General features: G+C 65.8%; 34 protein-coding genes. 22 read left to right on the forward strand and 12 right to left on the reverse strand.

The features are described from left to right. Nucleotides 1-864: 864 nt before the first annotated feature. Nucleotides 865-1,008 (reverse strand): DUF1127 domain-containing protein, encoded by a 144-nt coding sequence (locus AC3A6I_RS12630; protein ID WP_487544069.1) that lies wholly within the window; start codon nucleotides 1,006-1,008, stop codon nucleotides 865-867. Between the two features lie 241 nt (nucleotides 1,009-1,249). Between AC3A6I_RS12630 and AC3A6I_RS12635 the strand changes: the two genes are divergently transcribed. Together AC3A6I_RS12635 and AC3A6I_RS12640 are read left to right on the forward strand one after the other, a co-directional pair. Further along, nucleotides 1,250-1,708, forward strand: a complete 459-nt coding sequence (locus AC3A6I_RS12635; protein WP_487544070.1) for a MarR family winged helix-turn-helix transcriptional regulator — start codon at nucleotides 1,250-1,252, stop codon at nucleotides 1,706-1,708. A 217-nt stretch (nucleotides 1,709-1,925) separates the two neighbouring features. Next, a complete protein-coding gene (locus AC3A6I_RS12640) occupies nucleotides 1,926-2,999 on the forward strand; it encodes a 3-deoxy-7-phosphoheptulonate synthase (protein ID WP_487544071.1) in 1,074 nt (357 codons plus the stop codon). A 99-nt stretch (nucleotides 3,000-3,098) separates the two neighbouring features. Here the strand turns inward: AC3A6I_RS12640 and AC3A6I_RS12645 are convergent, their stop codons facing one another. Beyond that, entirely contained in the window at nucleotides 3,099-3,311 is a 213-nt protein-coding gene (locus AC3A6I_RS12645; protein WP_487544072.1) for a hypothetical protein, read from the reverse strand. A gap of 121 nt (nucleotides 3,312-3,432) precedes the next feature. On the opposite strand from AC3A6I_RS12645, the gene pgsA reads away from it, so the two are divergent. From pgsA to AC3A6I_RS12670, 5 genes are read left to right on the forward strand one after another with little or no spacing between them, the layout of a single operon-like run. Beyond that, entirely contained in the window at nucleotides 3,433-3,993 is a 561-nt protein-coding gene (pgsA, locus tag AC3A6I_RS12650; protein ID WP_487544073.1) for a CDP-diacylglycerol--glycerol-3-phosphate 3-phosphatidyltransferase, read from the forward strand. Continuing rightward, nucleotides 3,990-4,241 (forward strand): molybdopterin converting factor subunit 1, encoded by a 252-nt coding sequence (gene moaD / locus AC3A6I_RS12655; RefSeq protein ID WP_487544074.1) that lies wholly within the window; start codon nucleotides 3,990-3,992, stop codon nucleotides 4,239-4,241. Before pgsA ends, moaD begins: the two co-directional genes overlap by 4 nt. Nucleotides 4,242-4,246: 5 nt before the next feature. Further along, on the forward strand, nucleotides 4,247-4,699 hold the full coding sequence (locus tag AC3A6I_RS12660) for a molybdenum cofactor biosynthesis protein MoaE (protein ID WP_487544075.1): 453 nt from the start codon (nucleotides 4,247-4,249) through the stop codon (nucleotides 4,697-4,699). Continuing rightward, nucleotides 4,696-5,130 carry a VOC family protein gene (locus AC3A6I_RS12665; protein ID WP_487544076.1) on the forward strand — a complete coding sequence of 145 codons (435 nt, stop codon included), beginning with the start codon at nucleotides 4,696-4,698 and terminating at the stop codon, nucleotides 5,128-5,130. Before AC3A6I_RS12660 ends, AC3A6I_RS12665 begins: the two co-directional genes overlap by 4 nt. Beyond that, entirely contained in the window at nucleotides 5,127-5,603 is a 477-nt protein-coding gene (locus tag AC3A6I_RS12670) for a nucleoside deaminase (protein WP_487544077.1), read from the forward strand. Before AC3A6I_RS12665 ends, AC3A6I_RS12670 begins: the two co-directional genes overlap by 4 nt. On the opposite strand, the gene AC3A6I_RS12675 is transcribed toward AC3A6I_RS12670, so the two are convergent. Beyond that, nucleotides 5,600-6,358, reverse strand: coding sequence for an HpcH/HpaI aldolase family protein (locus AC3A6I_RS12675; RefSeq protein WP_487544078.1), 759 nt, complete (start codon nucleotides 6,356-6,358; stop codon nucleotides 5,600-5,602). The two genes, AC3A6I_RS12670 and AC3A6I_RS12675, sit on opposite strands and share 4 nt — an antisense overlap. Nucleotides 6,359-6,427: 69 nt before the next feature. Then, nucleotides 6,428-7,315: a branched-chain amino acid aminotransferase gene (locus AC3A6I_RS12680; protein ID WP_487544079.1), complete on the reverse strand. Its 888-nt coding sequence runs from the start codon at nucleotides 7,313-7,315 to the stop codon at nucleotides 6,428-6,430. A gap of 197 nt (nucleotides 7,316-7,512) precedes the next feature. Here AC3A6I_RS12680 and AC3A6I_RS12685 point away from each other — a divergent pair, with 197 nt between their 5' ends. Beyond that, the gene (locus tag AC3A6I_RS12685; RefSeq protein ID WP_487544080.1) at nucleotides 7,513-7,965 is read left to right on the forward strand and encodes a MarR family winged helix-turn-helix transcriptional regulator; all 453 of its coding nucleotides are present in this window, start codon (nucleotides 7,513-7,515) and stop codon (nucleotides 7,963-7,965) included. A 168-nt stretch (nucleotides 7,966-8,133) separates the two neighbouring features. Here the strand turns inward: AC3A6I_RS12685 and AC3A6I_RS12690 are convergent, their stop codons facing one another. From AC3A6I_RS12690 to AC3A6I_RS12715, 6 genes are all read right to left on the reverse strand, one after another. Further along, nucleotides 8,134-8,475: a tRNA-binding protein gene (locus AC3A6I_RS12690; protein ID WP_487545020.1), complete on the reverse strand. Its 342-nt coding sequence runs from the start codon at nucleotides 8,473-8,475 to the stop codon at nucleotides 8,134-8,136. Further along, nucleotides 8,472-9,290 (reverse strand): pyrroline-5-carboxylate reductase, encoded by an 819-nt coding sequence (proC, locus tag AC3A6I_RS12695; protein WP_487544081.1) that lies wholly within the window; start codon nucleotides 9,288-9,290, stop codon nucleotides 8,472-8,474. The genes AC3A6I_RS12690 and proC overlap by 4 nt, the downstream gene beginning before the upstream one ends. After that, the gene (locus AC3A6I_RS12700) at nucleotides 9,287-9,790 is read right to left on the reverse strand and encodes a type III secretion system chaperone family protein (RefSeq protein WP_487544082.1); all 504 of its coding nucleotides are present in this window, start codon (nucleotides 9,788-9,790) and stop codon (nucleotides 9,287-9,289) included. Before AC3A6I_RS12700 ends, proC begins: the two co-directional genes overlap by 4 nt. A gap of 467 nt (nucleotides 9,791-10,257) precedes the next feature. Beyond that, entirely contained in the window at nucleotides 10,258-10,980 is a 723-nt protein-coding gene (locus AC3A6I_RS12705) for a metallophosphoesterase family protein (RefSeq protein ID WP_487544083.1), read from the reverse strand. 31 nt (nucleotides 10,981-11,011) lie between these two features. Further along, nucleotides 11,012-11,737 carry a metallophosphoesterase family protein gene (locus AC3A6I_RS12710; protein ID WP_487544084.1) on the reverse strand — a complete coding sequence of 242 codons (726 nt, stop codon included), beginning with the start codon at nucleotides 11,735-11,737 and terminating at the stop codon, nucleotides 11,012-11,014. Nucleotides 11,738-11,743: 6 nt separating this feature from the next. Next, nucleotides 11,744-11,986: an accessory factor UbiK family protein gene (locus tag AC3A6I_RS12715; protein WP_487544085.1), complete on the reverse strand. Its 243-nt coding sequence runs from the start codon at nucleotides 11,984-11,986 to the stop codon at nucleotides 11,744-11,746. A 180-nt stretch (nucleotides 11,987-12,166) separates the two neighbouring features. On the opposite strand from AC3A6I_RS12715, the gene lgt reads away from it, so the two are divergent. From lgt to AC3A6I_RS12755, 8 genes are all read left to right on the forward strand, one after another. Further along, the gene (gene lgt / locus AC3A6I_RS12720) at nucleotides 12,167-12,982 is read left to right on the forward strand and encodes a prolipoprotein diacylglyceryl transferase (protein ID WP_487544086.1); all 816 of its coding nucleotides are present in this window, start codon (nucleotides 12,167-12,169) and stop codon (nucleotides 12,980-12,982) included. Beyond that, a complete protein-coding gene (locus tag AC3A6I_RS12725) occupies nucleotides 12,975-14,066 on the forward strand; it encodes a class I SAM-dependent methyltransferase (RefSeq protein WP_487544087.1) in 1,092 nt (363 codons plus the stop codon). Before lgt ends, AC3A6I_RS12725 begins: the two co-directional genes overlap by 8 nt. Further along, complete coding sequence (gene pgeF, locus AC3A6I_RS12730; protein ID WP_487544088.1) at nucleotides 14,063-14,842, forward strand: peptidoglycan editing factor PgeF; 780 nt, start codon at nucleotides 14,063-14,065, stop codon at nucleotides 14,840-14,842. Before AC3A6I_RS12725 ends, pgeF begins: the two co-directional genes overlap by 4 nt. A gap of 275 nt (nucleotides 14,843-15,117) precedes the next feature. Then, nucleotides 15,118-16,050 carry a ribose-phosphate pyrophosphokinase gene (locus AC3A6I_RS12735; RefSeq protein ID WP_487544089.1) on the forward strand — a complete coding sequence of 311 codons (933 nt, stop codon included), beginning with the start codon at nucleotides 15,118-15,120 and terminating at the stop codon, nucleotides 16,048-16,050. A gap of 351 nt (nucleotides 16,051-16,401) precedes the next feature. Further along, a complete protein-coding gene (locus tag AC3A6I_RS12740) occupies nucleotides 16,402-16,809 on the forward strand; it encodes a YciI family protein (protein ID WP_487544090.1) in 408 nt (135 codons plus the stop codon). 110 nt (nucleotides 16,810-16,919) lie between these two features. Continuing rightward, nucleotides 16,920-17,282: a YciI family protein gene (locus AC3A6I_RS12745; protein ID WP_487544091.1), complete on the forward strand. Its 363-nt coding sequence runs from the start codon at nucleotides 16,920-16,922 to the stop codon at nucleotides 17,280-17,282. A gap of 100 nt (nucleotides 17,283-17,382) precedes the next feature. Further along, nucleotides 17,383-17,724: a YciI family protein gene (locus tag AC3A6I_RS12750; protein WP_487544092.1), complete on the forward strand. Its 342-nt coding sequence runs from the start codon at nucleotides 17,383-17,385 to the stop codon at nucleotides 17,722-17,724. Next, on the forward strand, nucleotides 17,721-18,971 hold the full coding sequence (locus AC3A6I_RS12755; protein WP_487544093.1) for an RNA polymerase sigma factor: 1,251 nt from the start codon (nucleotides 17,721-17,723) through the stop codon (nucleotides 18,969-18,971). Before AC3A6I_RS12750 ends, AC3A6I_RS12755 begins: the two co-directional genes overlap by 4 nt. 73 nt (nucleotides 18,972-19,044) lie before the next feature. Here the strand turns inward: AC3A6I_RS12755 and AC3A6I_RS12760 are convergent, their stop codons facing one another. Both AC3A6I_RS12760 and AC3A6I_RS12765 read right to left on the reverse strand, forming a co-directional pair. Further along, nucleotides 19,045-19,569, reverse strand: coding sequence for a hypothetical protein (locus tag AC3A6I_RS12760; protein ID WP_487544094.1), 525 nt, complete (start codon nucleotides 19,567-19,569; stop codon nucleotides 19,045-19,047). Nucleotides 19,570-19,584: 15 nt separating this feature from the next. Next, nucleotides 19,585-20,685 (reverse strand): aminotransferase class V-fold PLP-dependent enzyme, encoded by a 1,101-nt coding sequence (locus AC3A6I_RS12765; RefSeq protein ID WP_487544095.1) that lies wholly within the window; start codon nucleotides 20,683-20,685, stop codon nucleotides 19,585-19,587. A 323-nt stretch (nucleotides 20,686-21,008) separates the two neighbouring features. Here AC3A6I_RS12765 and AC3A6I_RS12770 point away from each other — a divergent pair, with 323 nt between their 5' ends. The 6 genes from AC3A6I_RS12770 (at nucleotide 21,009) to AC3A6I_RS12795 (ending at nucleotide 25,636) form a co-directional block, all read left to right on the forward strand. Beyond that, on the forward strand, nucleotides 21,009-21,641 hold the full coding sequence (locus AC3A6I_RS12770; protein ID WP_487544096.1) for a 50S ribosomal protein L25/general stress protein Ctc: 633 nt from the start codon (nucleotides 21,009-21,011) through the stop codon (nucleotides 21,639-21,641). Nucleotides 21,642-21,730: 89 nt separating this feature from the next. After that, a complete protein-coding gene (gene pth, locus AC3A6I_RS12775; RefSeq protein ID WP_487544097.1) occupies nucleotides 21,731-22,447 on the forward strand; it encodes an aminoacyl-tRNA hydrolase in 717 nt (238 codons plus the stop codon). 252 nt (nucleotides 22,448-22,699) lie between these two features. Continuing rightward, nucleotides 22,700-23,797: a redox-regulated ATPase YchF gene (ychF, locus tag AC3A6I_RS12780; protein ID WP_487544098.1), complete on the forward strand. Its 1,098-nt coding sequence runs from the start codon at nucleotides 22,700-22,702 to the stop codon at nucleotides 23,795-23,797. 181 nt (nucleotides 23,798-23,978) lie between these two features. Continuing rightward, complete coding sequence (locus tag AC3A6I_RS12785) at nucleotides 23,979-24,401, forward strand: hypothetical protein (protein ID WP_487544099.1); 423 nt, start codon at nucleotides 23,979-23,981, stop codon at nucleotides 24,399-24,401. Further along, the gene (locus tag AC3A6I_RS12790; RefSeq protein WP_487544100.1) at nucleotides 24,359-25,015 is read left to right on the forward strand and encodes a poly-gamma-glutamate hydrolase family protein; all 657 of its coding nucleotides are present in this window, start codon (nucleotides 24,359-24,361) and stop codon (nucleotides 25,013-25,015) included. Before AC3A6I_RS12785 ends, AC3A6I_RS12790 begins: the two co-directional genes overlap by 43 nt. 3 nt (nucleotides 25,016-25,018) lie before the next feature. After that, the gene (locus tag AC3A6I_RS12795) at nucleotides 25,019-25,636 is read left to right on the forward strand and encodes a class I SAM-dependent methyltransferase (RefSeq protein WP_487544101.1); all 618 of its coding nucleotides are present in this window, start codon (nucleotides 25,019-25,021) and stop codon (nucleotides 25,634-25,636) included. Nucleotides 25,637-25,673: the final 37 nt, after the last annotated feature.

Raw genomic sequence — 25,673 nt, forward strand, 5'->3', positions numbered from 1 at the left:
CGGTGCAACTAGGTTCCCGCCTTCGCGGGAATGACACCGTGATTTATGCACGGTCGGTGCCCACCCACCGGCCCTCACCTCTCCCTTGATGGGGGAGGCAAGCGAAGCTTATGAGCAAAGCGAACTAGCGCAGCTCGGAGGGGGTGCGCCAAGTGCTCTGACGGTGCCCGCCGCCACCGCTCACACTGAACTCTCAGTCGGCTTTCCCTCCCCCTTGTGGGGAGGGGGGACCGGCGCAGCCGGTGGGTGGGGGTGGCTACACGCGCCAATGCAAATCTTATCCCCTCACCCCCAAACCCATGCGAGTCTCCCCCCGTCCGCTGCACCGAAGCGAGATCATGACGAGTGGTTAGTGTGGTGGAGATTGGGTGGGTCGGCAGTCGTGCCGGCCCAGGTCCAAAGCACGTCGGCACGATCCGGTTCGCCGGGGACGCCGCTAGCAACGCGGGGACTTGGCGGATGCACGTCCGGTCCCAGGCTGCAACTGCCCGGCATCGGGTGGGGAGCGAAGGTTGGTGAGCGCGGAATCCGGCAGCCAGCTCAGCTTCGGGCAGCTCGCGATGCGGCACTGGGTCGAGGAGCGACCCGCAGGGGCAAATCGCTCCAGTGGAGCGATTTGAGCGACGAAACGCCCGGGCCCACGTGCCATAAGCCCAAAACCCCGATCGGCCGGCGAGGCGTGCGCCTCACATATTGCTGCGGACTACCGCGAGGGGCAAAGGCCCCGCCGGCACGTCGCTTCATCTCCGAAAGGGGATGAGTTCTTTGAAAACTCCGAAGCCACCAGGCTGTCGGATGCGTCAGTATGCGCAAAACAAAAGGCGCCCGATGGGCGCCTTCGTTCTCGATCTATGCGATCACTACTTAGTTGGCAGCGGTACGCGCGACGAACTTGATGTCTTCGCGGGTGATGCCGAGGTCGCGGAGCTGGTTGTTGGTCAGCTGCGACAGCTCACGAACAGTGCGGTTGTAAGCGGCGATCTGCGAGAGCTTCTGACGAATGTTCATTTCTGGTCCCCTTCTGTTTGGTGACCTGCATATAGAGCTGCTAACTCGACTCGAGCAGTGGGGTATTTCGCACCCGAGCTATGCATTGCATGCAAGCCCTGTTAACTGCCGTTAAGTTCCCGTTCATCATGGCGGGCGCGCGGTTCCTGGCCATGATGTCGCTGCGGGCACAACTCGGGTTGCGCCGGTCGCGGGGCTGTGGTCTTTCACATCGGACCTGATCCGAACGCAGCAGCGATTTATGCCAGACACAGAAACCGCCCACCTGCTCCGCGATCTGACGCGAGATCTCCTGCACACCGGCCGGCTGTGGCGCAAGATGGCGCGCGAGGCCGCGGCCAAGCATGGCGTGTCCGAGGCCGCCTCGGCGCCGCTCCTGTGGATCGAGCGCCTCGGCGACAACATCCGCCAGAACGCACTGGCCGAAGCCGTCGGCATCGAAGGCGCCTCGCTGGTTCGCCTGATCGACGAGCTCGAGAGTTCCGGGCTCGTCAACCGCCAGCCCGACCCGACCGATCGGCGCGCCAACTCCATTTCGCTGACCCCCCGCGGCAAGGAGACCGTCCTCGAGGTCAACGCCGATGTGCAGGCGCTGCGCCGCCAGATTTTCTCGGGTCTGACCAGCGCTGACCTCGAAGCGACCATGCGTGTTCTCGCCGCCATCAAGACCGCGGCGGGTAAGCCTTCCGACCAAGGCTGACGAATCCCCGGTGACAACCGGCACCGGCTGGGCTACAGACTCCGCCCATGAACCTCCGCGCCACCTTCTTCTATTGGTACTTTAGCAACGGAAGCCGCTGGCAGCCGGAGGGGAACGTTTGATCTGAAGACCAAACAGCCGAATACCCGAAAAGCCGCCAGCACCTGGCGGCTTTTTCGTCGCCGGGCCCCAAGACACCCCAGGAGCCGACGACAAAATGCTGAAATCCACTGACGACCTGCGCATCAAGGACCTTCGCGAACTCCGAACCCCGGAAGAAGTCATCCGCGAGTACCCGCGCACCGACGCCGCCACCGAGACGGTGATCCGTGCCCGCCACGCGCTGCACAACATCATCCATGGCACCGACGACCGCCTCGCCGTCGTCGTCGGCCCCTGCTCCATCCACGATCCGAAGGCCGCGCTCGATTACGCCCGCCGCCTCCTCGCCGTGCGCGAGCGCCTGAGCGGCAGCCTCGAGATCGTCATGCGCGTCTATTTCGAGAAGCCCCGCACCACCGTCGGCTGGAAGGGCCTCATCAACGACCCCAATCTCGATGGCAGCTTCGATATCGACAACGGCCTGCGCGTCGCCCGCGCGCTGCTGCTCGAGATCAACAATCTCGGCCTGCCCGCCGGCTGCGAATTCCTCGATATGACCACTCCGCAATATTTCGCCGACCTCGTCGCCTGGGGCGCCATCGGCGCGCGTACCACCGAGAGCCAGGTGCATCGCGAGCTCGCCTCCGGGCTGAGCTGTCCCGTCGGCTTCAAGAACGGCACCGACGGCAATGTCCGCATCGCGCTCGACGCCGTGAAGTCGGCCAGCCATCCGCACCATTTCCTGGCCGTGACCAAGACCGGCCGCTCTGCCATCGCAACGACCTCAGGCAACGACGACTGCCACATCATCCTGCGCGGCGGCAAAGTGCCGAACTTCGACGCCGAGTCGGTCGCCGCCGCCTGCGCCGAGGCCGAGAAGTCCGGCGAGCGCCCGATCGTCATGATCGACGCCAGCCACTCCAACTCGTCCAAGAATCCGCAGAACCAGCCACTCGTCCTTGCCGATGTCGGCGCCCAGATCGCCGCCGGCGACAAGCGCATCATCGGCGTCATGGCCGAATCCAACCTCGTCGCCGGCCGCCAGGACCTCGTCCCCGGCAAGCCCCTCGTCTACGGCCAGTCCATCACCGACGGCTGCATCGACTGGGACACCACGGTCGACGTACTGGACCAACTGGCCCAATCGGTCGAGGAACGCCGCCGCGTCACCGCCCAACTGGTGGCTTAGCTTGGTCACCGGCTTCTCCATGATCCTCCCCCGCATGGCGGGGGGAGGGGGACCAGCGAAGCTGGTGGAGGGAGCGGCCACAAGCACCGCCCTTGCCAGTCAATCAAACCTGTTCGCCGCCGGCGGATCACTCGCCGGAAACGACTCGTCCGACGCCTCGTCCTCCGGCTTCCATTCGCGTTTCGGTTTCTGCCGCATCCCGTCCGGGCCGGCCGGCCGCACCTGATGGTCGGCCTCGGCCGGGCCCGGCTTCTGCTTGTCGCGGAAGGCCGGAGCCGTCGGCTTTTCTGTCTGCTTGTTCAATCCGGTCATGGGAAAAACTCCGTCGAGCAGAAAGCAACCTGCAACCCTCCCACGAGTTCCCACCGCCCGCGCCTTGACCCCGCCACGCCGATAGCGTCATCTCCGCCCCATGCAGATCCCTCCGCAACTGATGACGCTTCCCAACCAGCTCACCATCGGGCGCATCCTCGCCATCCCGGTGATCTGCCTGTTCGTCGCCTGGGGTTCGTCTCCCGGCTGGGATTGGCTACGCTGGCTGGCGCTGCTGCTCTATATCGCCGCGGCCGTCACCGATTGGCTCGACGGCTTCCTCGCCCGGCGCATGAACCTCAATTCCGCGCTCGGCAAGATGCTCGATCCGATCGCCGACAAACTGCTGGTCGGCGCCCTGCTCGTCACCTTTGCCTGGACCCGCGACTTCACCGGCTGGGACCTGCTCCCGGCTATCGCCATCCTGCTCCGCGAAATCTTTGTTTCCGGCCTGCGCGAGTACCTCGGCAACCGCTCCGTCGATGTCCCGGTCACCATGCTGGCCAAGTGGAAAACCACCGTGCAACTCGTCGCGCTGGCACTGATCATGGCCGCTCCCATGCTGCTCGGCCTCGCCTTCATCGCCCATTTCGCCCTGTGGGTGGCCGCCATCCTCACCGTCTGGACCGGCTGGGACTATCTCAAGTCGGCCTGGCCGCATCTTTCGGGACCCGAATTATGAAAGTCCGCTACTTCGCCTGGCTGCGCGAACGCCTCAACCGCGGCGAGGAGGATATCGATCCGCCCGCCGAGGTCGTCACCGTCGGCGACCTGATTCAGTGGCTGAGGGATCGCGACGAAGCCGCTGATCTGGCGATGCAAAAACCAAACCTGATCAAGGCGGCGCTCGATACCGAGATCGTCCCGCATACCGCCCCGCTCGGCAACGCCAAGGTCGTCGCGCTCTTTCCGCCCATGACCGGCGGCTGACGCCGGTGTCCGTCCGCATCCAGACCGAGCCTTTCGATCCGGGCGCCGAGACCAATGCCTTTCTCGAACTGTCGGCCGCGGCCGGCGCCGCCGTCACCTTCACCGGCCTCGTCCGCTCCCGCCCCGACGATCCGGTGAGCACCCTGACGCTCGAGGCCTATCCCGAACTGGCCATCGCCCAGGTCAGCAAGGCCATCGCCGAAGCCGTCACCCGCTTCGGCCTCATCCGCGCCAGCGTCATCCACCGCTACGGCGAATTGCCCGTCGGCGATCCCATCGTCCAGGTGATGACCCTGGCCCCGCACCGCCAGGCCGCCTTCGACGGCGCTTCCTTCCTGATGGACTATCTCAAGACCGACGCCCCGTTCTGGAAAAAGGAAGCCACTCCCGACGGTGAGCGCTGGGTCGAGGCCAAACCCGAAGACGACGCCGCCCGCCTCAGATGGGATATCAAGTGACCACTCCGCCCTTCTCGCTGGTCGGCATCGACCACATCGTCTTCCTCGTCGACGACCTCGCCAAAGCAACCAAATGGTATGCCGACGTCCTCGGCTGTCAGCCCGGCTATGGGTACCCGGCCCTCGGCATGGAGCAGCTCTGGTGCGGCGCCGCGCTGATCGTCCTGTGGGACATCACCCATCCCGGCGCCGCCTCCGCCATCCCGCCGGTCAAAGGCGGCCGCAACGTCGATCACGTCTGCATCGCGCTGAGCCCCTTCGACGAGGACGCCATGCGGGCCCACCTCGCCGCGCACGACGTCGCCATCGAACGCTACGCCTTCCACGACGGCGCTCGTGGCATGGGCAACTCGTTCTACGTGCTCGATCCTTGGGGCAACAAACTCGAGCTCAAGGGCCCCGCCGTCTACCCAGACGGGCGCGCGACGTGAACGCCACCGACCTGAAACACCTGACCCGCGCGGTCGATCTCGCCGAACAGGCGCTCACCACCGGCAACGACCCGTTCGGCTCCGTGCTGGTCGCTGCCGATGGTCGCGTGCTCCATGAAGAGCACAACTGGGAATCGACCGGCGACGCCACGCGCCATCCCGAATTCGACATCGCCAAATGGGCCGCCGCCAACATGGCGTCAGCCGAGCGCGCCGACGCTACCGTCTACACCTCCGGCGAGCACTGCCCGATGTGTTCCGCCGCCCACGCCTGGGTCGGCCTCGGCCGCATCGTCTATGCCGCCTCGTCAGCGCAACTGGCCGAATGGCGCGCCGAACTCGGCGGCTCGCCATCGCCCGTCGTCAACCTGCCGATCAACGCGATTGCGCCCAACCTGCCGGTCGAAGGCCCCGAGCCCTCGCTCGAGGCGCGCCTGCGCGAGTTGCACCGCCGCGCCGCCACGCGCAGCTAGCCCCGCGTTTCCGTCACCGCCCGCACCAGCGCCGCGCGCAGGTAAGCCGTATCCGCACCAACACCGAGAAAGCTCACGCCCTCGCCCATCCACCGCTTCGCCGCCTCGGGCGTGCCCGCGAAGATGCCGGCCGTGATTCCCGCCTTGCGGCACGCCGCAATCGCGGTCCGAATGGCCGCTACCACATCCGGATGCCCCATCTCGCCCGGCACGCCCAGCGAGTGCGACAGGTCCATCGGCCCGACGAAAACGCCGTCGAGATTGGGCACCGCCGCGATCTGCTCCGCCGCCGCCAGCCCGTCCCGACCCTCGATCATCACCAGGATGGCCACATCACGATTGGCCTCGGCGAACCACTCGAGCCGCCCCGAATAGTCCGCGCCGCGCACGAACGGATTGGCCCCGCGATTGCCATCCGGCGCAAACCGCGCCGCCCGCACCGCCCTCTCCGCCTCGGCCAGCGAACCGATCTGCGGCACGATCACGCCAGCGGCTCCAGCATCCAGCGCCGCGGCAATCTCGGCCGGATCGCTGCTGCGCACCCGCACGACCGGATAGATTCCACGCGCCATCGCTGCGAGGATCAGCGCTCCCAGCGCCTCGCTGCCATGCGCGCCATGTTCGATATCGAGGATCACCGCATCGAACCCGGCGAGCCCGATGAGTTCCACGACTTCGACCGCCGGAATGATCGAGAACGTCGCGATCAGCGGCACCCCGCTCTTCAACCGCTCGCGCAGACTCGGCAATTTCATGAGATCCTCCGAAAGCATGAACCCCGCCACAGCGGGCGGGGTTCATCAACTCGGCAATTCGGACTGGGCTTACTCTGCCGCGACCTTCTTGGGCGTCACCGCCTCGGTATAGGCGTTGATCAGCGTCGTGCAGGCCTTGCCCGGCTTGAACGTGTACTCGCCAACCACCGACACCGGCGTCACCTCCGCCGCGGTACCGGTAAGGAAGCATTCGTCGTAGTTGGCCAGCTCTTCGGGCAGGATGTGCCGCTCGATCACCTTGTAGCCGTTCTGCTTGGCAAGCTCGATCAGCGTCTGCCGGGTGATGCCGTTGAGGAAGCAATCCGGGGTCGGCGTATGGATCTCGTCGCCCTTGATGAAGAACACATTGGCGCCGGTCGCCTCGGCGACATAGCCGCGATAATCGAGCATCAGCGCATCTGCATAGCCATTGGCCATCGCCGCGTCTTTGCTCAGCGTGCAGATCATGTAGAGGCCGGCGGCCTTGGCCGAGGACGGGATTGTCTCCGGGCTCGGGCGCTTCCAGCGGCTCCACTCGAGGCGGATGCCCTTGAGCTTCTCCTCGACCGAGAAATAGCTCGGCCACACCCAGGCAGCGATGGCGAGGTGCACCTTGTTGTTGCGGCCGGGCACCGACAGCTCTTCCGAGCCGCGCCAGGCCACGGGGCGCACGTAGGCGTCGACCAGCCCGTTCTTCTCCAGCACGAGACGCTTGGCCGCTTCGATCTCGTCGACCGAATAGGGAATGGTGAAATCGAGCGTCTTGCCCGACTGGATCAGGCGCTCGGTATGCTGGCGCGACTTGAAGATTTCGCCACCATAGGCGCGCTCACCCTCGAACACGCTGCTCGCATAGTGCAGCCCATGCGTCAGCACGTGAAGCTTGGCGTCCTTCCACGGCACCAGTTGGCCGTCGAACCAGATCCAGCCGTCGCGCTGGTCCATAGGAATTGCCATGTTCTATCTCCCGCTCTGCGGTCTTCCCTGGCCGCTTGTTGTTTGCCTGCAATCCTGCCCCACCGGCTCGCCCTTGGCAAACCGGAATGGCTTTGGGATAAGGCAAGAAAAGCAATCTCGATGGGGGGATGATGGCACCGGGCAAAATAAATGTCAACAAGGCTGACATAAATTCCGGCAGCAAGGCCTCCCCATCGATGCCGCTGGACGTGATGGGGCTGTTCTTCTTTGCCTATCGCGACTTCGTCAGCGACGCTGATGCGCTGCTCGAACGCCAAGGCTTTGGCCGCGCCCACCACCGCGTGCTCTATTTCGTCAACCTCAAGCCCGGCATGCCGGTCGCAGACCTGCTCGACATCCTCAAGATCACCAAGCAAAGCCTCGCCCGCGTCCTGCGCCAGCTCGTCGACAACGGCTATATCGAGCAGAAGACGGGCGACACCGACCGCCGTCAGCGCCTGCTGCATGCCACGGCCAAGGGCCGCGAACTCTTCGACGTCCTCTCGGCCACCCAGACCAGCCGCATCGAATCCGCCATCGCCGCCCTGCCCCCCGAAGGAAAGCGCACCGTGCTGCAATTCTTCGTCGGCATGGTGGAGCCCGATGACCGTGGCCTGCTGGACCGCCTCAAGCTGACGGACGACCTGTAGAGCAGTTCACGTTCGAAGCGGTCCACACACTCCGGCGTCATCCCCGCGAAGGCGGGGGATCCAGCGGCCGCACGCTCGGTGCCCCGACTGGGTTCCCGCCTTCGCGGGAATGACACTGTGCGTGGGGCGCCACTTCAGTCCGATCGGGAAGTGCTCCAGCCGCGGCAGCTACATCAGCTTCTGGCCGTTCGGCACGCCGCGCTCCACCGCCGCGAGAACAATTGCGCCATCGGCATCCTCGAATCCTAGTGTCAGCACTTCGCTGCGCACCGGGCCGATCTGCCGCGGCGGAAAGTTCACTACCGCCATCACCTGCCGGCCGACCAGCGTCTCGGGCGTATAGTGCACCGTGATCTGCGCCGAGCTTTTCTTGATCCCCACCTCCGAACCGAAATCGATCAGGAGAATATACGCCGGCTTCCGCGCCTCGGGGAAAACTCTGGCGTCGACGATCGTACCGACCCGGATATCGACCTTCTCGAAGTCGGCGTAAGAAATCTCGGCCATCAGGCGCGGCCGAGCTCTTCGGACCGTCTGCGGGCCGCTGCTACCGCCTTGTCCATCAGCGGCGTCAGCCCGTCGGGCGCCATCAGCACCTCGAGCGCCGCCGCAGTGGTGCCCTTGGGCGAAGTCACGTTGATCCGCAGTTGCGAAGCCGGCAAATCCTTTTCGGCATCCATCAGCGCCGCCGCACCGGTCACCGTGGCGCGCGCCAGCCGCATCGCCTGCTCGTCGTCAAAGCCCTGGCGCTTGGCGGCCGCCGCCAGTGCCTCGACCATGTAGAACACATAGGCCGGACCCGAACCGCTGACCGCCGTCACCGCGTCGATCATCGCCTCGTCGTCGAACCACATCAGCTCCCCGGCCGCCTGCAGCAGCGACTCGGCAGTCGCACGGTCCTCGTCGGTTACGCTGAGCGCCACCGCGCCGCTGATACCCCGCCCGATCTGGGCCGGTGTATTCGGCATGGTGCGGATCACCCGGTCGGTCAGCAGGCCTTCGCTCAGCCCCGCCAGCGGTATCCCCGCCGCAATCGAAACCACCAGCGTGTAACTGCCTACGATCGGCTGAATCTGGGCCATCACGTCGTGGATCACTTGCGGCTTGACGGCGAGCACCAGCACATGCGTCAGCACGCCGATGGGGCTGTCGAGCAGGCGCACGCCATGCTCGGCCGCAAACGCGGTCGCCGCCTCGGAGGGTTGGGGATCACACAGGACCAGCCGGTCCGCCGGCAGCCCGCCCGCGATCCAGCCGCGGGCCAGCGCCAGGCCCATCTTGCCGGCCCCGACCAGAACGACGGGGCCGATATCTGATAGATTCAAGCTTCGCCTACCGTTTCGAACATGACCTCGCTGAGCGCGTCTGCAGCGCTCTTGCCAGCCCATATCACGAATTGGAAAGCCTGGTAGTAGAGATCGCAGCTGTCGGTGGCCGAGCGCAGCAGCGCCTCGCATTGCTGCGGGCTGACCTCGGCCCCGCCGGTCAGCAGGTGCGAGTTGCGGAACAGCACGACACCCTCGTGGTTCCACATGTCGAAATGGCCGATCCACAGCTGTTCGTTGATCAGCGAGATCAGCAGCTTCACTTCGTTGCGGCGGATGTCCGGCACCTTGAGGTCGAACGCGGCCGCGATGTGGAGCGACTCGAGGTCTTCCATCCAGTTGAAGGAAACGTGGTAGTCCGCCCAGTTGCCGCGCACCGAGATGGAGATTTCGTCCGCGTCCTGGCGTTCGAAATTCCAGTCGTTGATCGACGCGATGTGCTCGATGATGTCGACCGGATGCACGGTGCGATCCGGCTCAAGTTCGAGAAGATGTGTCATTGGCTGAGCGTCCCATTGGGCGAAACGGTGAAGGCTTGGCCGGCTGATCCGACCCGACGCGGTACTCTCGAGAACGCGAACGCGGCAGAGAGCCTTCGAATCGTCCTATGCCCCTCACGCTACACGCGCCCCCCGATTCCGGGGATTGCGCCATCCGGGCCATCCAAGGCTTTCTTCTGTGGATGATCCCGCTCGAAGGGTTAACAGGGTCTTAAGCCGCCGAGTCTGTCCCCACCCGATCTGCTCGATTTTGAGACAGCGTAGAGCCGCCGACTCGCGCTATATAGCGCGCCTCACTCCACCGATGACGATTGCGTGACGCGACGTTTCCTTGCCGGATCGTGGATGCGAGAACTCTCCCAAAACTCGATGTCATCCCTGCGAAAGCAGGGATCCATCTATCCACCAGCGCGGGCTACGAGTTGGATCCCTGCTTTCGCAGGGATGACACCCGGTGGCTGGTTGCCTCAGAACAGCCCCTCGGCGCTGGCCCAGCCGGTGCGGATCGCCTCGGCCCATTTCGGAAAGCCGTTCCTGATCGCAGCCTGCGCGGCGGCCTCGAAGTCGTATGGCACTGCCCGGATCGTCGCCGACCACACCCCGCCATGCCGCTCGATGATGGCGTAGCGCGCGTCCGGCACGCCATAATTGATCTGCAGCCCCACCGCACCCGGGTTGACCACCAGCCGCCCGTCACGCAGCCGAACTACCCGCGAAACATGGGTGTGCCCGCACAGCAGCACCGGGAAATCGAGCCCGTCGGCCTGCGCCGTTACCTCGACTTCGCCCGGCACCGTCATCGTCCGGCCCGTCCACCACGAGTCGAGCCACGGCGCCTCGTCGCTCGTGGGTGTGCCGTGGCACAGGAACACCTCGCCCTCGATATCCTGCGTCCTGGGCAGGCTCCTCATGTAGGCAATATGCACCGGCGACAGCTGCGCCCGCACATGCCGGTCGATCGGCGCGATTTCCGCATCGGGCATGTCGAGCATGTAGCGATCGTGGTTGCCGATCACCGTGGGATAACCGCGCTCGATGAGCATGTCCGCCACTCCGATCGGATCGACCGGCCCGGCGAACAGGTCGCCCAGGTTCACCGTCGCATCGACGCCGCGCATGGCGATATCCGCCTCGACCGCATCGAGCGCCAGGCGGTTGCCGTGAATGTCGGAAATCACCGCAATACGCATGCGTCCGCCTCCTGGCGACGACCGGCGGCAGCTACAGTCCGCGCGGGCTGGCCCAGCCCCACTTCAAGGCTTCGGCCCATTTCGGATAGCCACGTTCGAGCGCCTGCTCGGCGGCGGCGTGATGATCATAGGCAACGGCACGCAGCTCCGTATTCCAGCCGGCGCTGCGCTTCTCGACAATTCCATAGCGCGCATCAGGTGAACCAATCTCAAACGGCAGCCCGACGCTGCCCGGGTTCACCACCAGCCGGCCATCGGTGAGCCTCAGGCTGCGCGGCACATGCGTGTGCCCGCACAGGATCACCGCATGATCGAAGCCCTCGGCCTCTTCCTCGATCTTGTCGCGGCGGTTGATCGAGGAGAACCGGTACTCCGGCGTCTCGGTGATCGCATCGAGGAAGGTGCCGTTATCGTCGCGCGGCGTGCCGTGGCAGAGAAAGATGTCCTCGTCGAACAGCCGCGTCGGCGGGATCGAGCCGAGCCACTCCATCTGCGGTGCCGTCAGCATGCCGCGCACCAGCGCATCGATGTGCCAATCGTTGTCGCGCCCGTCGGTGATGTAGCGATCGTGGTTGCCGCGCACCGACGGGATGCCCAGCTCGATCAGCCGGTCGGCGACTCCGACCGGATCGCTCGGACCGCTAAGGAAATCGCCCAGCGCCAGCGTCGCATCGACGCCCTGCCCGGCAATATCGTCCAGCACGGCATCGAGGGCGTGCAGGTTGCCGTGCACGTCGGAAAGGACTGCGATACGCACCCGGGCTTAGCCCCTGGCCTTCAGCGCATCGACCTCGGCCTTGAGCGCCTTGAGCTCGGCGCTCTGCGTCTGCACCAGCTCGCGCAGCGCGTCGTAGTCTTCGCGCTTGACCAGGTCCATGTCGGCGATCAGCCGCTCGAGCTGGGATTTCACCACCGTCTCGATCTCGCGGCGCACGCCATCGGCAACGCCTGCGGCATTGTTCATGAGCTTGCCCAGCTCGTCGAACAGCTTGCTGCTCTGGGTCATCTGACCTGTCCTCTCAACGGCTATCGGCAAGCTTTTTAGGCGGACCAGCGTGCCTTGACCAGAGCCCGGTGGCGGCTAAAAGGTCTCACCTCCTGCCGGAGCGTGTTCAGGAAAAGTTGCAGACTTTTCCGGTTCGAACGCGCGACCTACAAGAAAAGCTACTTCGAGCGGAGCCGCGCCTTGCCCTTTCCGGACTTCCTCCAACCTGTCGCCTTTGCGCTCGGCCCGATCGAAATCCGCTGGTACGCCCTGGCTTATCTCGCCGGCGTCCTGCTCGGCGCGGCCTACGCCACGCTCCTGCTCAGCCGGCACGGGCTGTGGCGCGACAATCGCCCGCCCTTCCCGCCGCCGGCGATCTGGGATTTTGCCTTCTGGGCCGTGCTCGGCATCATCCTCGGCGGCCGGCTCGGCTACGTGCTGTTTTACAATCTCGGCTACTACCTTCAGAACCCCGGTGAGATCATCGCGCTGTGGGACGGCGGTATGAGCTTCCACGGCGGCCTCGTCGGCATCGCGTTGGCCATGGCGCTGTTCACCCGCCACCACAAGGGCAACATCCTTTCCGGCTTCGACCTGCTCGGCGCCATCGGCACCATCGGCCTATTCCTCGGCCGCGTCGCCAATTTCATCAATGCCGAGCTGTGGGGCGCGCCCACCACCCTGCCCTGGGGCATCATCTTCCCCAACGACGAGCTCGGCGTGCCCCGCCACCCCACCCAGCTCTACGAGGCACTGCTCGAAGGCCTGCTGCTCTTCGCCGTCATCAACCTGCTCTGTTTCTACACGCGCGCCCTGAAGCATCCCGGCCTGATCGCCGGCATCTTCGGCATCGGCTATGGGCTCGGCCGCATCTTCGTCGAGTTCTTCCGCCTGCCCGACAGCCAGCTCGGCTACCTCTATGGCGGCTGGCTGACCATGGGCATGATCCTGAGCCTACCCATGCTGGTCGCCGGCCTCGGGCTGGTTATCTATGCCCTGAGGGCCCGCCATGAGTGAGAATACGTCCGGTGACCACACGCTCGCCGAGCTGATCGACATGCAGCTCACCCAGAACGGGCCGATGTCGGTTGCGACCTATATGAGCCTCGCGCTGACCCATCCGCGTTCCGGCTACTACACCGGCAAGGACCCGCTCGGCGCCAAGGGCGACTTCGTCACCGCGCCCGAGATCAGCCAGATGTTCGGGGAGTTGATCGGCTTCTACCTCGTCAACATCTGGCAGCAGATGAGCGAGCCGCCCAGCTTCACCCTGCTCGAACTCGGGCCCGGCCGGGGCACGCTGATGCAGGATGCGCTGCGCGTCGCCGCCAAGGCCGAAGGCTTCCTCGATGCCTGCCACCTGCAGCTGTTCGAGACCAATCCGGCGCTGCGGGCGCAGCAGGCCGAGCGGCTCGCGCAGTACAACCCGTACTGGGCCTCGGCCATCGACGAGGTTGCCGAGGATCCGCTGCTGGTCGTCGCCAACGAGTTCTTCGACGCCATGCCCATCCGCCAGTTCGTGAAGGGCACCGATGGCTGGCACGAGCGCCAGGTCGGACTGCGCGACGGCAAGCGCGTCTTCGGCCTGTCGCCGACGCCGATCCCCGAGGCCTCGATGCCCGAGGGCGTGCGCGGCGCCGCGCCGGGCGAAATCTACGAGGTCAGCCTCGCCTCGGCCGACATCGTCCAGCAGCTCGGCACCCGCATCCGCAACCAGCGCGGCGCCCTCCTCGCCGTCGACTACGGCTACGGCGACCTCCAGACCGGCGAAACGCTGCAGGCCATCCGCAACCACGCCTATGTCGATCCGCTCGACGCGCCGGGCGAGATCGACCTCAGCGCCCATGTCAGCTTCGGCGCCCTGCGCATCATCGCCGAGGAGGTCGGCCTGACGGTCGAAAAACTGTCCACGCAGCGCGATTTCCTCGGCGGCCTCGGCATTGTCGAGAGGGCGACGGCGCTGGCCCGGGCCAATCCGGCACGTATGGACGAAATCGGCGCGGCCCTGAAGCGCCTGACCGCGCCTGAGGAGATGGGCACGCTGTTCAAGGTGTTCTGCGCCCATTCCGGCGACCTCGAACCACTCGGCTTTCCGAAATGACCACTCCCTTTGAAACCAGTCGCGCGCTCGAGCGGCTGACCGGCGTCCGGCACGGCTTTTTCGGCCGTCGCGGCGGCGTGTCGACCGGCGATTTCGCGTCGCTCAACACATCGGAATCGAGCGGCGACAAGTTCAGTCACGTCATCGAGAACCGCGCCCAGGTCGCCGGCAATCTTGGCTTTTCGCTCGACCAGCTGGTCACCGTGAAGCAGGTTCACTCGGTCACCGTGCTCGAAGTCACCCGCCTCCCCGGCGCCAATGACGAGAAGCCGGAAGCCGATGCGCTGGTCACCCGCGTTCCCGGCATCGCGCTCGGCATTCTCACCGCCGACTGCACGCCGATCCTGTTCGCCGACGCCGAGGCCGGCGTCATCGGCGCCACCCATGCCGGGTGGAAGGGCGCCGTCGGCGGCATTGCCGAGGCCACCGTCGCCGCCATGGTCGATCTCGGCGCCCGCGCCGACCGCATCGTCGCGGCCATCGGTCCCACGATTTCCGGCCCGAACTACGAGGTCGGCCCGGAATTCGCCGCGAACCTGCTCCGCGACCATCGCGATGCGGCCAACCGCATCAGCAAGCCCAACGGCGGCCGCGAGCATTTCGACCTCCCGGGCTTCGTCTTCGACCACCTCGCCAATGCCGGTGTCGGCCTGGTCGATGACCTCGCCATCTGCACCTATGCCGAGCCGAAAAAATACTTCTCGCACCGCTACGCGACGCACAAGGGCACGACGGCGGGGCGGCAGTTGAGCGTCATCGGGCTGGGCGGGCTGTAGCTCCCACGCGGGTTTGAGAGGCCACGCGCCGTCCATCCCCACTCACCAGCTGTCATCCCTGCGAAAGCAGGGATCCATCTCTCCGCCAGCGCGGGCTGCGGCTTGGATCCCAGCTTTCGCTGGGATGACACCGAGTCTCGGGAGAAACCGTGCCCCACACCCCGAATGTTCATCCATCCGTCACAAGCTGCATTGCCTCCTGTGGGCGGCCAAGCTAAAGACCCGGCCAGAAGGAGCCGGTCACTCCCGCCCGGCCGCCCCCGGAGCCCGCGCCCGTGAAACTCGTCACCGGCAATTCCAATCGCGAGCTGGCCGAGGCCGTCGCGAGCTATCTCGAGCTGCCCCTGACCGACTGCACGGTCAAGCGCTTCAACGACAAAGAGATTTTCGTCGAGATCCACGAGAACGTGCGTGGTGAGGACGTCTTCATCCTGCAGTCGACCTCGTATCCGGCCAACGACAACCTGATGGAGCTCTTGATCCTGTCGGATGCGCTGCGCCGCTCGTCGGCCCGCCGCATCACCGCGGTCATGCCCTATTTCGGCTATGCCCGGCAGGATCGGAAGTCCGCCTCGCGCACGCCGATCTCGGCCAAGCTGGTCGCCAACCTGATCACCGAGGCCGGCGTCAACCGGGTCGTCACGCTCGATCTGCATGCCGCCCAGATCCAGGGCTTTTTCGATATCCCGACCGACAACCTCTATGGCGCGCCGGTCATGGTCCGCGACATCCAGGAGCGCTACACCAACGGCAACCTGATGATCGTTTCGCCCGACGTTGGCGGCGTGGCCCGGGCCCGCGCTACCGCCCAGCGCATCGGCGCCGATCTCGCCATCGTCGACAAGCGCCGCCCGCGCGCCGGCGTGTCGGAGGTGATGAACATCATCGGCGACGTCGCCGGCCATGCCTGCATCCTCATCGACGATATCGTCGACTCGGGCGGCACGCTGGTGAATGCCGCCGAAGCCCTGCTCAAGGCCGGTGCCACCGAGGTTTCAGCCTATATCACGCATGGCGTGCTGTCCGATGGCGCAGCCGAGCGCATCGCGGCGAGCAAGCTCAAGGAGCTGGTGATTACCGACTCGATCGAGGCCACCGAAGCCTCGCGCGCCGCCAAGAACATCCGCGTCATCTCCATCGCCCCGCTGATGGGCGAAGCCATCGCCCGCACGGCGAGCGAACAGAGCGTCTCGAGCCTCCTCGACTGAGCGTCGCACCGGAATTGAACGATATGCACCCAATTCGTTCAGTCTGCTGTGTGTGCAATCGCCCTGCCCCGGTCCATGACGGTATGGGGCTATTTTCGCATGGCTGGCTCCAGCGAGGATAAATCTCGGCGAGGCCCGTGCGGCCGAGGCGGTTCGGCGGCGCGATGCCTCGATTGGCCACGGGACTGCGGCAGTAAGGTCAGCGGACCATACCCATTTTGGCCGCCCATCCACCATGTTCATGAACGGGTTCTGTCCATCCGTTCATGAATCTCCATCGCATTGTCGAAATGCCCTCGCCTCGCCCGACATTGGTTTGACAGGTTAACGTCACAGCCAAGGAGAGGGACGATGCAGTACATGATGTTGCTCTATGCCGACGAGACGGTCGGTGCCGAGTTCTCGGCCGAGGACATGGGCCGGGCCATGGACATCATGGGCGCCTATAACGACGTGCTGAAAAAGGCCGGCGCCCTGGTGATGACCGCGCCCCTGCAGCAGACCGGCGAAGCCCGCACCCTGCGCATGGAGGGCGGCGAGACCTCGATGGGCACCTTCACCAACGAAGGCGGCGTGCTGCGCGTGCATGATGGCCCCTATGCCGAGACGCGCGAACAGCTGGGCGGCTTCTACCTCATCGAGGCGGCCAGCATGCAGGAAGCGCTCGACTGGGCCGCCAAGTGCCCGGCCGCGCAATGGGGCTCGATCGAAGTGCGCGAACTGTTTGCGGATTACGTCGACGCCCCGGGCCTCCGCTAAGCGAAACGGCCGGGCTGAAAATCTCGCTGTCGTTTTGTAGAACTTCTCTTCTGCCAGCCGTCATCGGGTCAGCCGGGCACTTTCGTCCGGCCCCGAACAGGAGAAGATCGATGAAGTTCATGCTGCTCATCATGGGCGACGAAGCCCGTATGAATACCTCGACGACGGTGGACGACACCGGCATGAGCCCCGAATATCACGCCTTCAACATGGCCATGGTGAAGGCCGGCGTGATGGTCGACGGCCAGCGCCTGCGCCCCACCCCGTCGGCCCGCAGCGTCCGCGTGCGCGACAAGAAGGCCGTGGTGCTCGATGGCCCCTACGCCGAAACCCAGGAACAGCTGGGCGGCTACTACCTGATCGATGTGCCGACCATCGAGGAGGCCGTCGAGTGGGCCGGCAAGTGCCCGGCCGCCCAGTTCGGCACCATCGAGGTGCGCCCGATCTGGCCGACCCGGCCCGAGGGCGCGTGAGCATCGCGCGGAATCTTCGGGGACCGGTCGAAAGCCGGCCGGTCCACGCGACATGGGTGTGTCGGGGCTGATCCCGACGCACCCGCAACAGGAGAAACCAATGCGCTACATGCTTTTGCTCCACCAGGACGACGCCCTGATCCAGGCCGCTCCCCAGAAGGAGCTGTGGGCCGAATGGGGCGCCTTCAACGAGGCGCTGGCCAAGGCCGGCATCGATGGCGGCGAGCGGCTCGAGCCCTCGAGCAAGGCGACGCTGGTGAAGAGCGGCGACAGCGGCTCCATCCTCGATGGCCCCTATGCCGATACCAAGGAGCAGTTCGCCGGCTATTTCTTCGTCGACGTCGATACGCTCGAGGAAGCCATCGCCTGGGCCCAGCGCTGCCCGGCCTCGCGCTATGGCACGGTGGAAGTCCGGCCGGTGCACGTCTCGAGCTGGAAATGACCGCAGTCGACGAGGCCGCCGGCTCAGCCAAGGCCGCCGCCGAACGGGTGGCGCGCGAAAGCTATGGCCGCCTCGTCGCCTATCTCGCCGCCCGCACCCGCGACGTGGCGGGCGCCGAGGATGCGCTGGGCGAGGCCTTCGCGGCCGCCCTGCGCATGTGGCCGATCGATGGCGTGCCGGCGAGCCCCGATGCCTGGCTGCTGACCGTCGCGCGCCGCCGCCAGACCGACGCCGTGCGTCGCCGCCAGACGCGGCAGGCGGGGGAGGACCACGTGAAGCTGATCGCTGACGAGATAGAAGAGGCCGCCAATAGCGGCGACGCCATCCCCGACCGGCGCCTCGCCCTGATGTTCGCCTGCGCCCATCCGGCGGTCGAGCCGGGCCTGCGCGCCCCGCTGATCCTGCAGACCATCCTCGGCCTCACCGCCATCGATATCGCAGCCGCCTTCCTCATCCCGCCCGCCACCATGGGGCAGCGCCTGGTGCGCGCCAAGAACCGCATCCGCGAGGCCGGCGTGCCCTTCGAGATCCCCGAGCGCGAGGAGCTGCCGCAGCGTCTCGCCGCCGTGCTCGACGCCGTCTATGCCGCCTATACCAAGGGCTGGAACGAGCTCAGCGACGGCGTCGAGGACATCGCCGACGAAGCCATCTGGCTCGCCCGGCTGATCGTCTCGCTGCTGCCCGACGAGCCCGAAGCCAAGGGCATGCTGGCGCTCATGCTCTACACCGCCGCCCGCGCCGGCGCCCGCCGCGACAAGACCGGCGCCTATGTCCCGCTCGACAGCCAGGATACCGGCCTGTGGGACACCGAGTTGCTCACCCTCGCCGAAAGCCTGCTGCGCGACGCCAGCACTGGCGGCCCCTCCGGCCGCTACCAGCTCGAGGCCGCGATCCAGTCCGCCCACACCGCCCGGCGCCTCACGGGCGCCGACACCTGGCCGGCCATCGTCGCGCTCTACTCGCACCTGTTGCAGCGCACGCACTCGCCGGTGGTCGCCCTCAACCGCGCCGCCGCCCTGGCCGAAGTCGAGGGCCCGGACGCCGCCCTCCTGGCCATGGCCCCGCTCGCCGGCGACAAGCGCATGCTGAGCTACCAACCCTACTGGGCCGCCTTCGGGCATTTGCTGGGCCGCGCCGGCCGGAAGAGCGAAGCCTACGAGGCGTTCACGGTGGCCATCGGGCTGACCACCGACCCGGCGGTGCGGCACTATCTGCAGGGACGGCTGGCCGCGTTGGCGGACGGGTAGTGGGTTGGCGCGGAGAGTCCGCTTTACGATCTCGTGCCGGTGCCCGAGCCACGGACCGGCAGCGCCAGCCTGACTAACGCTTCTGCAATGCGCGTTGGAGGAGCGCGGTCGAATAGAACTCGTACGAGGCCGCCTTGTCCGGGAAATCGATCAGGTGGACCGTGAAGCGGCAGGGAACGCCATTCTCGGGGAGGTTATCGGCGAAGAAGGATGAGTACGCCTCGGCATAGGCCTTCCGCAGGCGATCCTGCTCAGCGGCGTATCCGGCGGGGTCGGTGAGGATGTTCGGGGTCTTCGGCTGGGCACCGAACGCGTGCATCTCGATGAAGTCGATTTCCCGCAGGGACGAGCAGATTCCTGCCTCGACCAGCCACTTCTCCCAGCACCTGAAGACCAGTGCGACTTCCTGATGCGGATCCATCGACACGAGTTTGTCGAGCCCCAGGACGCCCTTCGCCGAGTAGCCGCCGGTCAGGCCGGCGAAATGGATTTTCAGGTCGCCATCCGCCTGTTCCTCGGTCACCAGTGCCGAGAGAACCGGCCGATCGCCCTCGTAGTAATAGGTGAGCTTGCCGCGCTTACGGACATTGAATGCCATCGATGATTTCCCTGATTAGTTGGTCAGAACCTGCCGCAGCCGCGCAGTAACGACATCGGCTTCTTCGCGCGTCAGCGTCTGCGGGTTCAAGGCGATGGCGTTCGGTTCAATGGCCGCGACCTCGATCCAGACGTCGCCGGTCCTGAGTTCGTCAATGACCTGGTCGCGCGTCTTGCGGAAACCGTCATAGAGACGAACGATGGCGCGGGCGTGAGGTTGACCCGCCTCGCTTGGGAAGCCACGTTCCATCGTCACTCCCGCGATGTTGCCGAGTCCTTCGATCCAGCTCTGCACGATCGCCTCGTAACCTTCGAGAAGCGCGTCTTCGTCCTGAGCCAGTGTGTACTGGACGGCGGCGAGCATTCCGCCGAGTTCTTCCTTGCCGACTTTCATCGGTCGACCGATGCCCTGCGTTGGCGGTGAAAGTCGGCGGCACCCTGCGATCAGCTCCCTGGTCCCGAGGACCAGACCGGCAGCCTGCGGCCCGCGGATACCTTTGCCGCCACTGAAGATGACACCGTCGCAGCCGAGGTCCTTGGTGTAATGCCAGAGGTTCGAAACCGGTGGAATCTGGGCAGCGGCGTCAACCAGAACCGGGACGCCGTGCTTCTTGGCGATCGCAACGACATCCTCGAGCGGCGGCGATTTCGCTGCCAGCGCCCCGGCAAACCAGACGAGGCACGCTGTGCGGTCCGTTATGGCCGACTCGAACGCGTCGAGGGTGTCGTCGCACGCAACGATAGAGGCGCCGGTCTGGGCAATCGCGAAGTCGTAGCCGTTGCGCTGTGACGTGAAGACGATCACTTCGTTCCTGGTGATGCCCTTGAGCATCGGATACGCCATCGGATCGGGTTCGTTCGGCGCTGCCATGAGCGTTGCGACCGCGAGCACGATTCCGGCTGCTGCACCTGAGGAAACGAAGGCGGCATCATTCCGGGTGAGCTCGGCGATGCGATCGCCGACCCGCGCTTGAAAGAGTGGCAGATCGACAAACGAGCCCGCAGCCGCATGCATGGCCTCGAGGACTTCCCCGGGCATGCGCGATCCACCAAGTTTGGTGAGTGTTGCCGACGCATTGATGATCGGCTTGATGCCCAGCTCTTCGTAGATGCCCACCCGCGGAACCCCTCGCGAAATAGCGAATCCATTCGTGGGCATCAGCCTACCCATTCCGGACCGCTGCAGCATTCACCGATTCCGCCCGAATGACGTGCTTGAGTACAAAGGGGATCTGCCCTTCGGTGAACTTCGACGTCTTACGGGACTTTTCCTGCTCCCGGCTTCCGCTCGTGACTGTTCCTCTCCCGTCGCCCCTCCCCTTGCCCGCCAGCCCCCTTTCCACTATAGCCACGCGCCATGAAGCACCCGTCACCCCTGGAGGACGGGCGCGTGAGCTTTGACTAATCGAAGTTCACACCAACCCATGAATGGATCATTCAATGGCTACTGCTGCTAAGGAGCTCAAGGCTCAGGCGCGGAGCGGGGTGGGCAAGGGGGCCGCTCGTGCACTGCGTCGTGAGGGGCTCATTCCCGCCGTCATCTATGGTGACAAGAAGGCTCCCCTGCCGATCTCGATCTCGTACAAAGAGGCGATGAAGGCGATCTACGCCGGTGGTTTCCTCTCGCATGTCATGACCGTCGAGGTCGACGGCGAGAAGCACCGCGTCATTCCGCGCGACTACCAGCTCGATCCGGTCAAGGACAAGGCGCTGCACGTCGATTTCCTGCGCATCGGCAAGGGCGCCAAGATCAACATCCAGGTGCCGGTCCACTTCGCCAACGAAGAAGCCTCGCCGGGTATCAAGCGCGGCGGCGTGCTGAACATCGTGCACCACACGCTCGACCTGACGGTCGATGCCGACAACATCCCGGAAGAGATCGTCATCGACCTCACCGGCCTCGATGTCGGCCAGTCGGTCCACATCTCCTCGATCAAGCTGCCGGCCGGCGCGTCCGACCACAGCCACGAGGACGACGTGACCATCGCCACGATCGTCGCCCCTTCGGGGCTGCGCGCTGAAGAAGCGGCCGAGGGTGCCGAGGCTCCGGCCGAAGGCGAAGCGAGCGAGTAACGCTCCCGCGTCGGACCAATCCGGCGCGCAACTAAGTTCGGGCGGGCTTCGGCCCGCCCACCCCTGCCCCAGTGCCTGGATATTCGCCGATGCAGCTGATTGTCGGCCTCGGCAATCCCGGGGACAAATACCGCAACAACCGCCACAATATCGGCTTCCTCGCCGTCGACGCCATCGCGCGCCGGCACGGCTTTCCCGCATTCCGCGAAAAGTTCCAGGGCCTGATCACCGAGGGCTCGATCGCTGGCGAGCGCGTGCTGCTGCTGAAGCCGCAGACCTACATGAATTCCTCGGGCGACAGCGTGCAGAAGGTCGCGACCTTCTACAAGCTCGGTCCCTCCGACATCACCGTGCTCTACGACGAGATCGACCTCGCCCCGGGCAAGGTGCGGGTGAAAGTCGGCGGCGGCGCCGGCGGCCATAACGGCATCCGCTCGATCGATCCGCAGATCGGCCAGAACTATCGCCGCGTTCGTCTCGGCGTCGGCCACCCGGGCCACAAGGACCTGGTGATGCCGCACGTGCTCGGCGATTTCGCCAAGGCCGAGGTGCAGGGCTGGCTGGCGCCGCTGCTCGACAGCCTCGCCGACAATGCCGGCCTGCTGCTCCAGGGTGACGACAACGGCCTCATGAACAAGCTCGCCATCGCCGTGCAGGGCGACGGCGCCGAGCGCCCGCAACGCCCCGAGACCGCCGACCCGACGCGCAAGAAGGCGGCGGCCGCTTCCCCCCCGCTCCAGGCAACCAAACCCAAGCCCGCCGGCCCGATGGCCGACATGCTCGGAAAACTGTTCAAGAAGGACTGAGGGGTCGATCCTCCGGTGCAGGAAGATACCCCCCACCCTGTCCCTCCCCCGCAAGGGGGGAGGTGACTTGCGCTCGCCACCTATCGCTCCACCAGCACTGAGCGAACTGTTGGCGTCTCCCTCCCCCTTGCGGGGAGGGGACAGGGGTGGGGGTATCTTTAGGCGCCGCGGCGGCCTGCTGCTCCCCACCAAACCGATTGACTTCCACCCGCCTTCACCCGATGTGAGGGCCAGCAATTTCCGGAGACTGTCATGGGTTTCAAAATGGGCATCGTCGGCCTGCCCAACGTGGGCAAGTCGACGCTTTTCAACGCGCTGACCCGTACCGCGAACGCCCAGGCCGCGAACTTTCCCTTCTGCACCATCGAGCCGAATACCGGCGAGGTGGCGGTCCCTGATGTGCGGCTGGAAAAGCTCGCCGCTGCCGGCAAGAGCCAGCAGATCATCCCCGCCCGCATGAGCTTCGTCGATATCGCGGGCCTCGTGAAGGGCGCCAGCCAGGGCGAAGGCCTGGGCAATCAGTTCCTCGCCAACATCCGCGAATGCGACGCCATCGCCTATGTGCTGCGCTGCTTCGAGGACGGCAACATCATCCACGTCGCCAACAAGGTCGACCCGATCGCCGACGCCGAAGTGGTCGAGACCGAGCTGATGCTCGCCGACCTCGAAAGCCTGGAGAAGCGCCGCACCGGCGTCGAGAAGAAGGCCAAGCAGGGCGACAAGGACGCCAAGCAGACGCTCGACCTGATCGACCGCGCGCTGACGCTGCTGCGCGACGGTAAATCGGCCCGGCTGGTGCAGCGCTCCGAGGATGAGGAGAAGCCATTCCGCGAGCTGCAGTTGCTGACGTCCAAGCCGGCGCTCTACGTGTGCAACGTCGACGAAGGCTCGGCCGCGACCGGCAATTCCATGACCAGGCAGGTCGAGGAGTATGCAAAGCAGCACAACGCCGCGGTGATCGTCATTTCTGCCGAGATCGAGAGCCAGCTCGCCCAGCTCCCGGACGAGGAGCAGCGCGAATATCTCGAGTCGCTCGGGCTACACGAGCCGGGCTTGAATCGATTGATCCGCGAAGCCTACCAACTGCTTGGCCTGCAGACCTATTTTACGGTCGGGCCGAAGGAGACGCGCGCCTGGACCATCCATAAGGGTGACCGCGCTCCGCAGGCCGCCGGCGTCATTCACACCGATTTCGAACGCGGCTTCATCCGCGCCCAGACCATTGCGTACGATGACTACGTGTCGCTCGGCGGCGAAGTGCCGGCCAAGGAAGCCGGCAAGGCGCGCGACGAAGGCAAGGAATATGTCGTCAAGGATGGCGACGTGATGCTGTTCAAGTTCAACACCTGACCGGCTGCGCCGGCGGCTTGAGAATCATTTAGTGCGTCAGGCACCGGGTCATCCCCGCGAAAGCGGGGATCTCTGTTTGAGGCGCGCACCGAAACGGAGATTCCCGCTTTCGCGGGAATGACCCGGTGGTGTGTAGCGCCACCGTAGACCGCAGCGACGACATCGGCATGTGGAGGGGGCAATGCTGGAAACGATGATCTCGACTTGGTGGAACATGACCTCCGCCTATTTCAGCGGCCCCGTCGGGCTGCTCGGCGGCCAGGTGAACCTCTACACCCTGCTGCCGGCTGCCGGCCTCGTGCTGCTCGTGCTGGGCATCGTGCTCGCCATCCTGCGGCGTGAGCGGCAGGCGCGCTGGCTGGTGCTGCCGGCGCTGGCAGCGGCCATCTCGCCGCTGGTCGTCAGCTACATCTACGGCATGATGGGCTGGTTCGGCGTGCTGTTCTTCCTCGTGCTGGGGGGCATCGGCATGCTCGGCTGGGTCGGCGCCATCGCCTCGGACGCCCGGCAACGCGCCCCGATCTGGCTCGCCGGCTTCGGCCTCATCAGCTTCGTCCTGTTTTGCGGGCTGGTCAGCGTCGCCGTGATCTGGGGCCTCGCCTGACGGAGGGCTCGGACATCCCCGATCGCTACCAGAACTTCGCCGAGCTGGCGGCCGCCGAGACAGAAGGCGTCGACTGGGCGGTGCGCGTGCTCGAGCGTCCTTCCCCGGTCGCGATCCTCGCCCCGCATGGCGGCCACATCGAGCCGACCACCTCGCTCGTGGCTGGAGCCATCGCGGCGGACCGCTACTCGCTCTACTGCTTCGAGGGGCTGCAACCGGGTCGCGCCCACCGCGACCTGCACCTCACCTCCGCGCATTTCGACGAACCGCGGGCGCTGACGCTGATTGGGCGCGGCCGGGTCGCGGTGGCCGTTCATGGCTATCTCGAGCAGGCGGCGGACGAGCCGGTGCTGCTGGGCGGCCTCGACGCGGCGCTGATCTCGCGCACCGCCGACGAGCTCGCGGCGGCTGGCTTTCCTGCAGCGACTGGTGGACACCGCTTCCCGGGGCGCGATCCGGCCAACATCTGCAACCGCACGGCCCGCGGAGTGGGCATGCAGATCGAATTGTCGCGCGCATTGCGTGATCGCCTGCGCGATAGTGCTGTCGACCGGCAGGCCGCCGCCACAGCCGTCAGCCGCGCCATCGACGCCCGTCTCCTGGCCGAGCGGTAAGCGATGCCCCGCCGGATTGACCCCGCCAGCTTCATTCGCGACCGCCTGCTGCTGCAGCCGGCGCCCGGCTTTCCTGGTATCCGACTCTACACCGGCCATGCCGGCAGCCGGCTGAGCCAGCTCGATACCGGCGCAGCGCCGTACTGGGCCTATGTCTGGGCCGGCGGCACCGTGCTGGCCCGCCATCTGGCTGCGCATCCCGAGGCGGTCGCCGGCCGCCGCGTGCTCGATCTCGGCAGCGGCTCCGGCCTCGTCGCCATCGCCGCAGCGCAAGCCGGCGCGGCGACCATCTATGCCACCGACCTCGATCCCTACGCCCGCGCTGCCACCGCGCTCAACGCCGCCGAGAACGGCGTGGCCGTCACCGTGACGGACACGGTCGACGCTGACGTTGACCTCGTCCTCGCCGGCGACGTGTTCTACGGCTCCGATGTCGCGGCACTCAGCATCCGCCAGCTCGACGCTTTCCGCGCTCGCGGTATCGATGTCCTCGTCGGCGATCCCGGCCGGCGCGACCTGCCGTTGCACCTGCTCATCGAACTCGCCCGCTACGAGGTCGCCGACTTCGGCACTGCCCACACCACCATGACCTCGGCCGCCGTCTACAGCTATCGCGCCTGATCTTGCCGCGCTGCCTGCAGTTGACGTATACGTCAAC

Source organism: Devosia sp. Soil_C_22, from assembly GCF_057657195.1.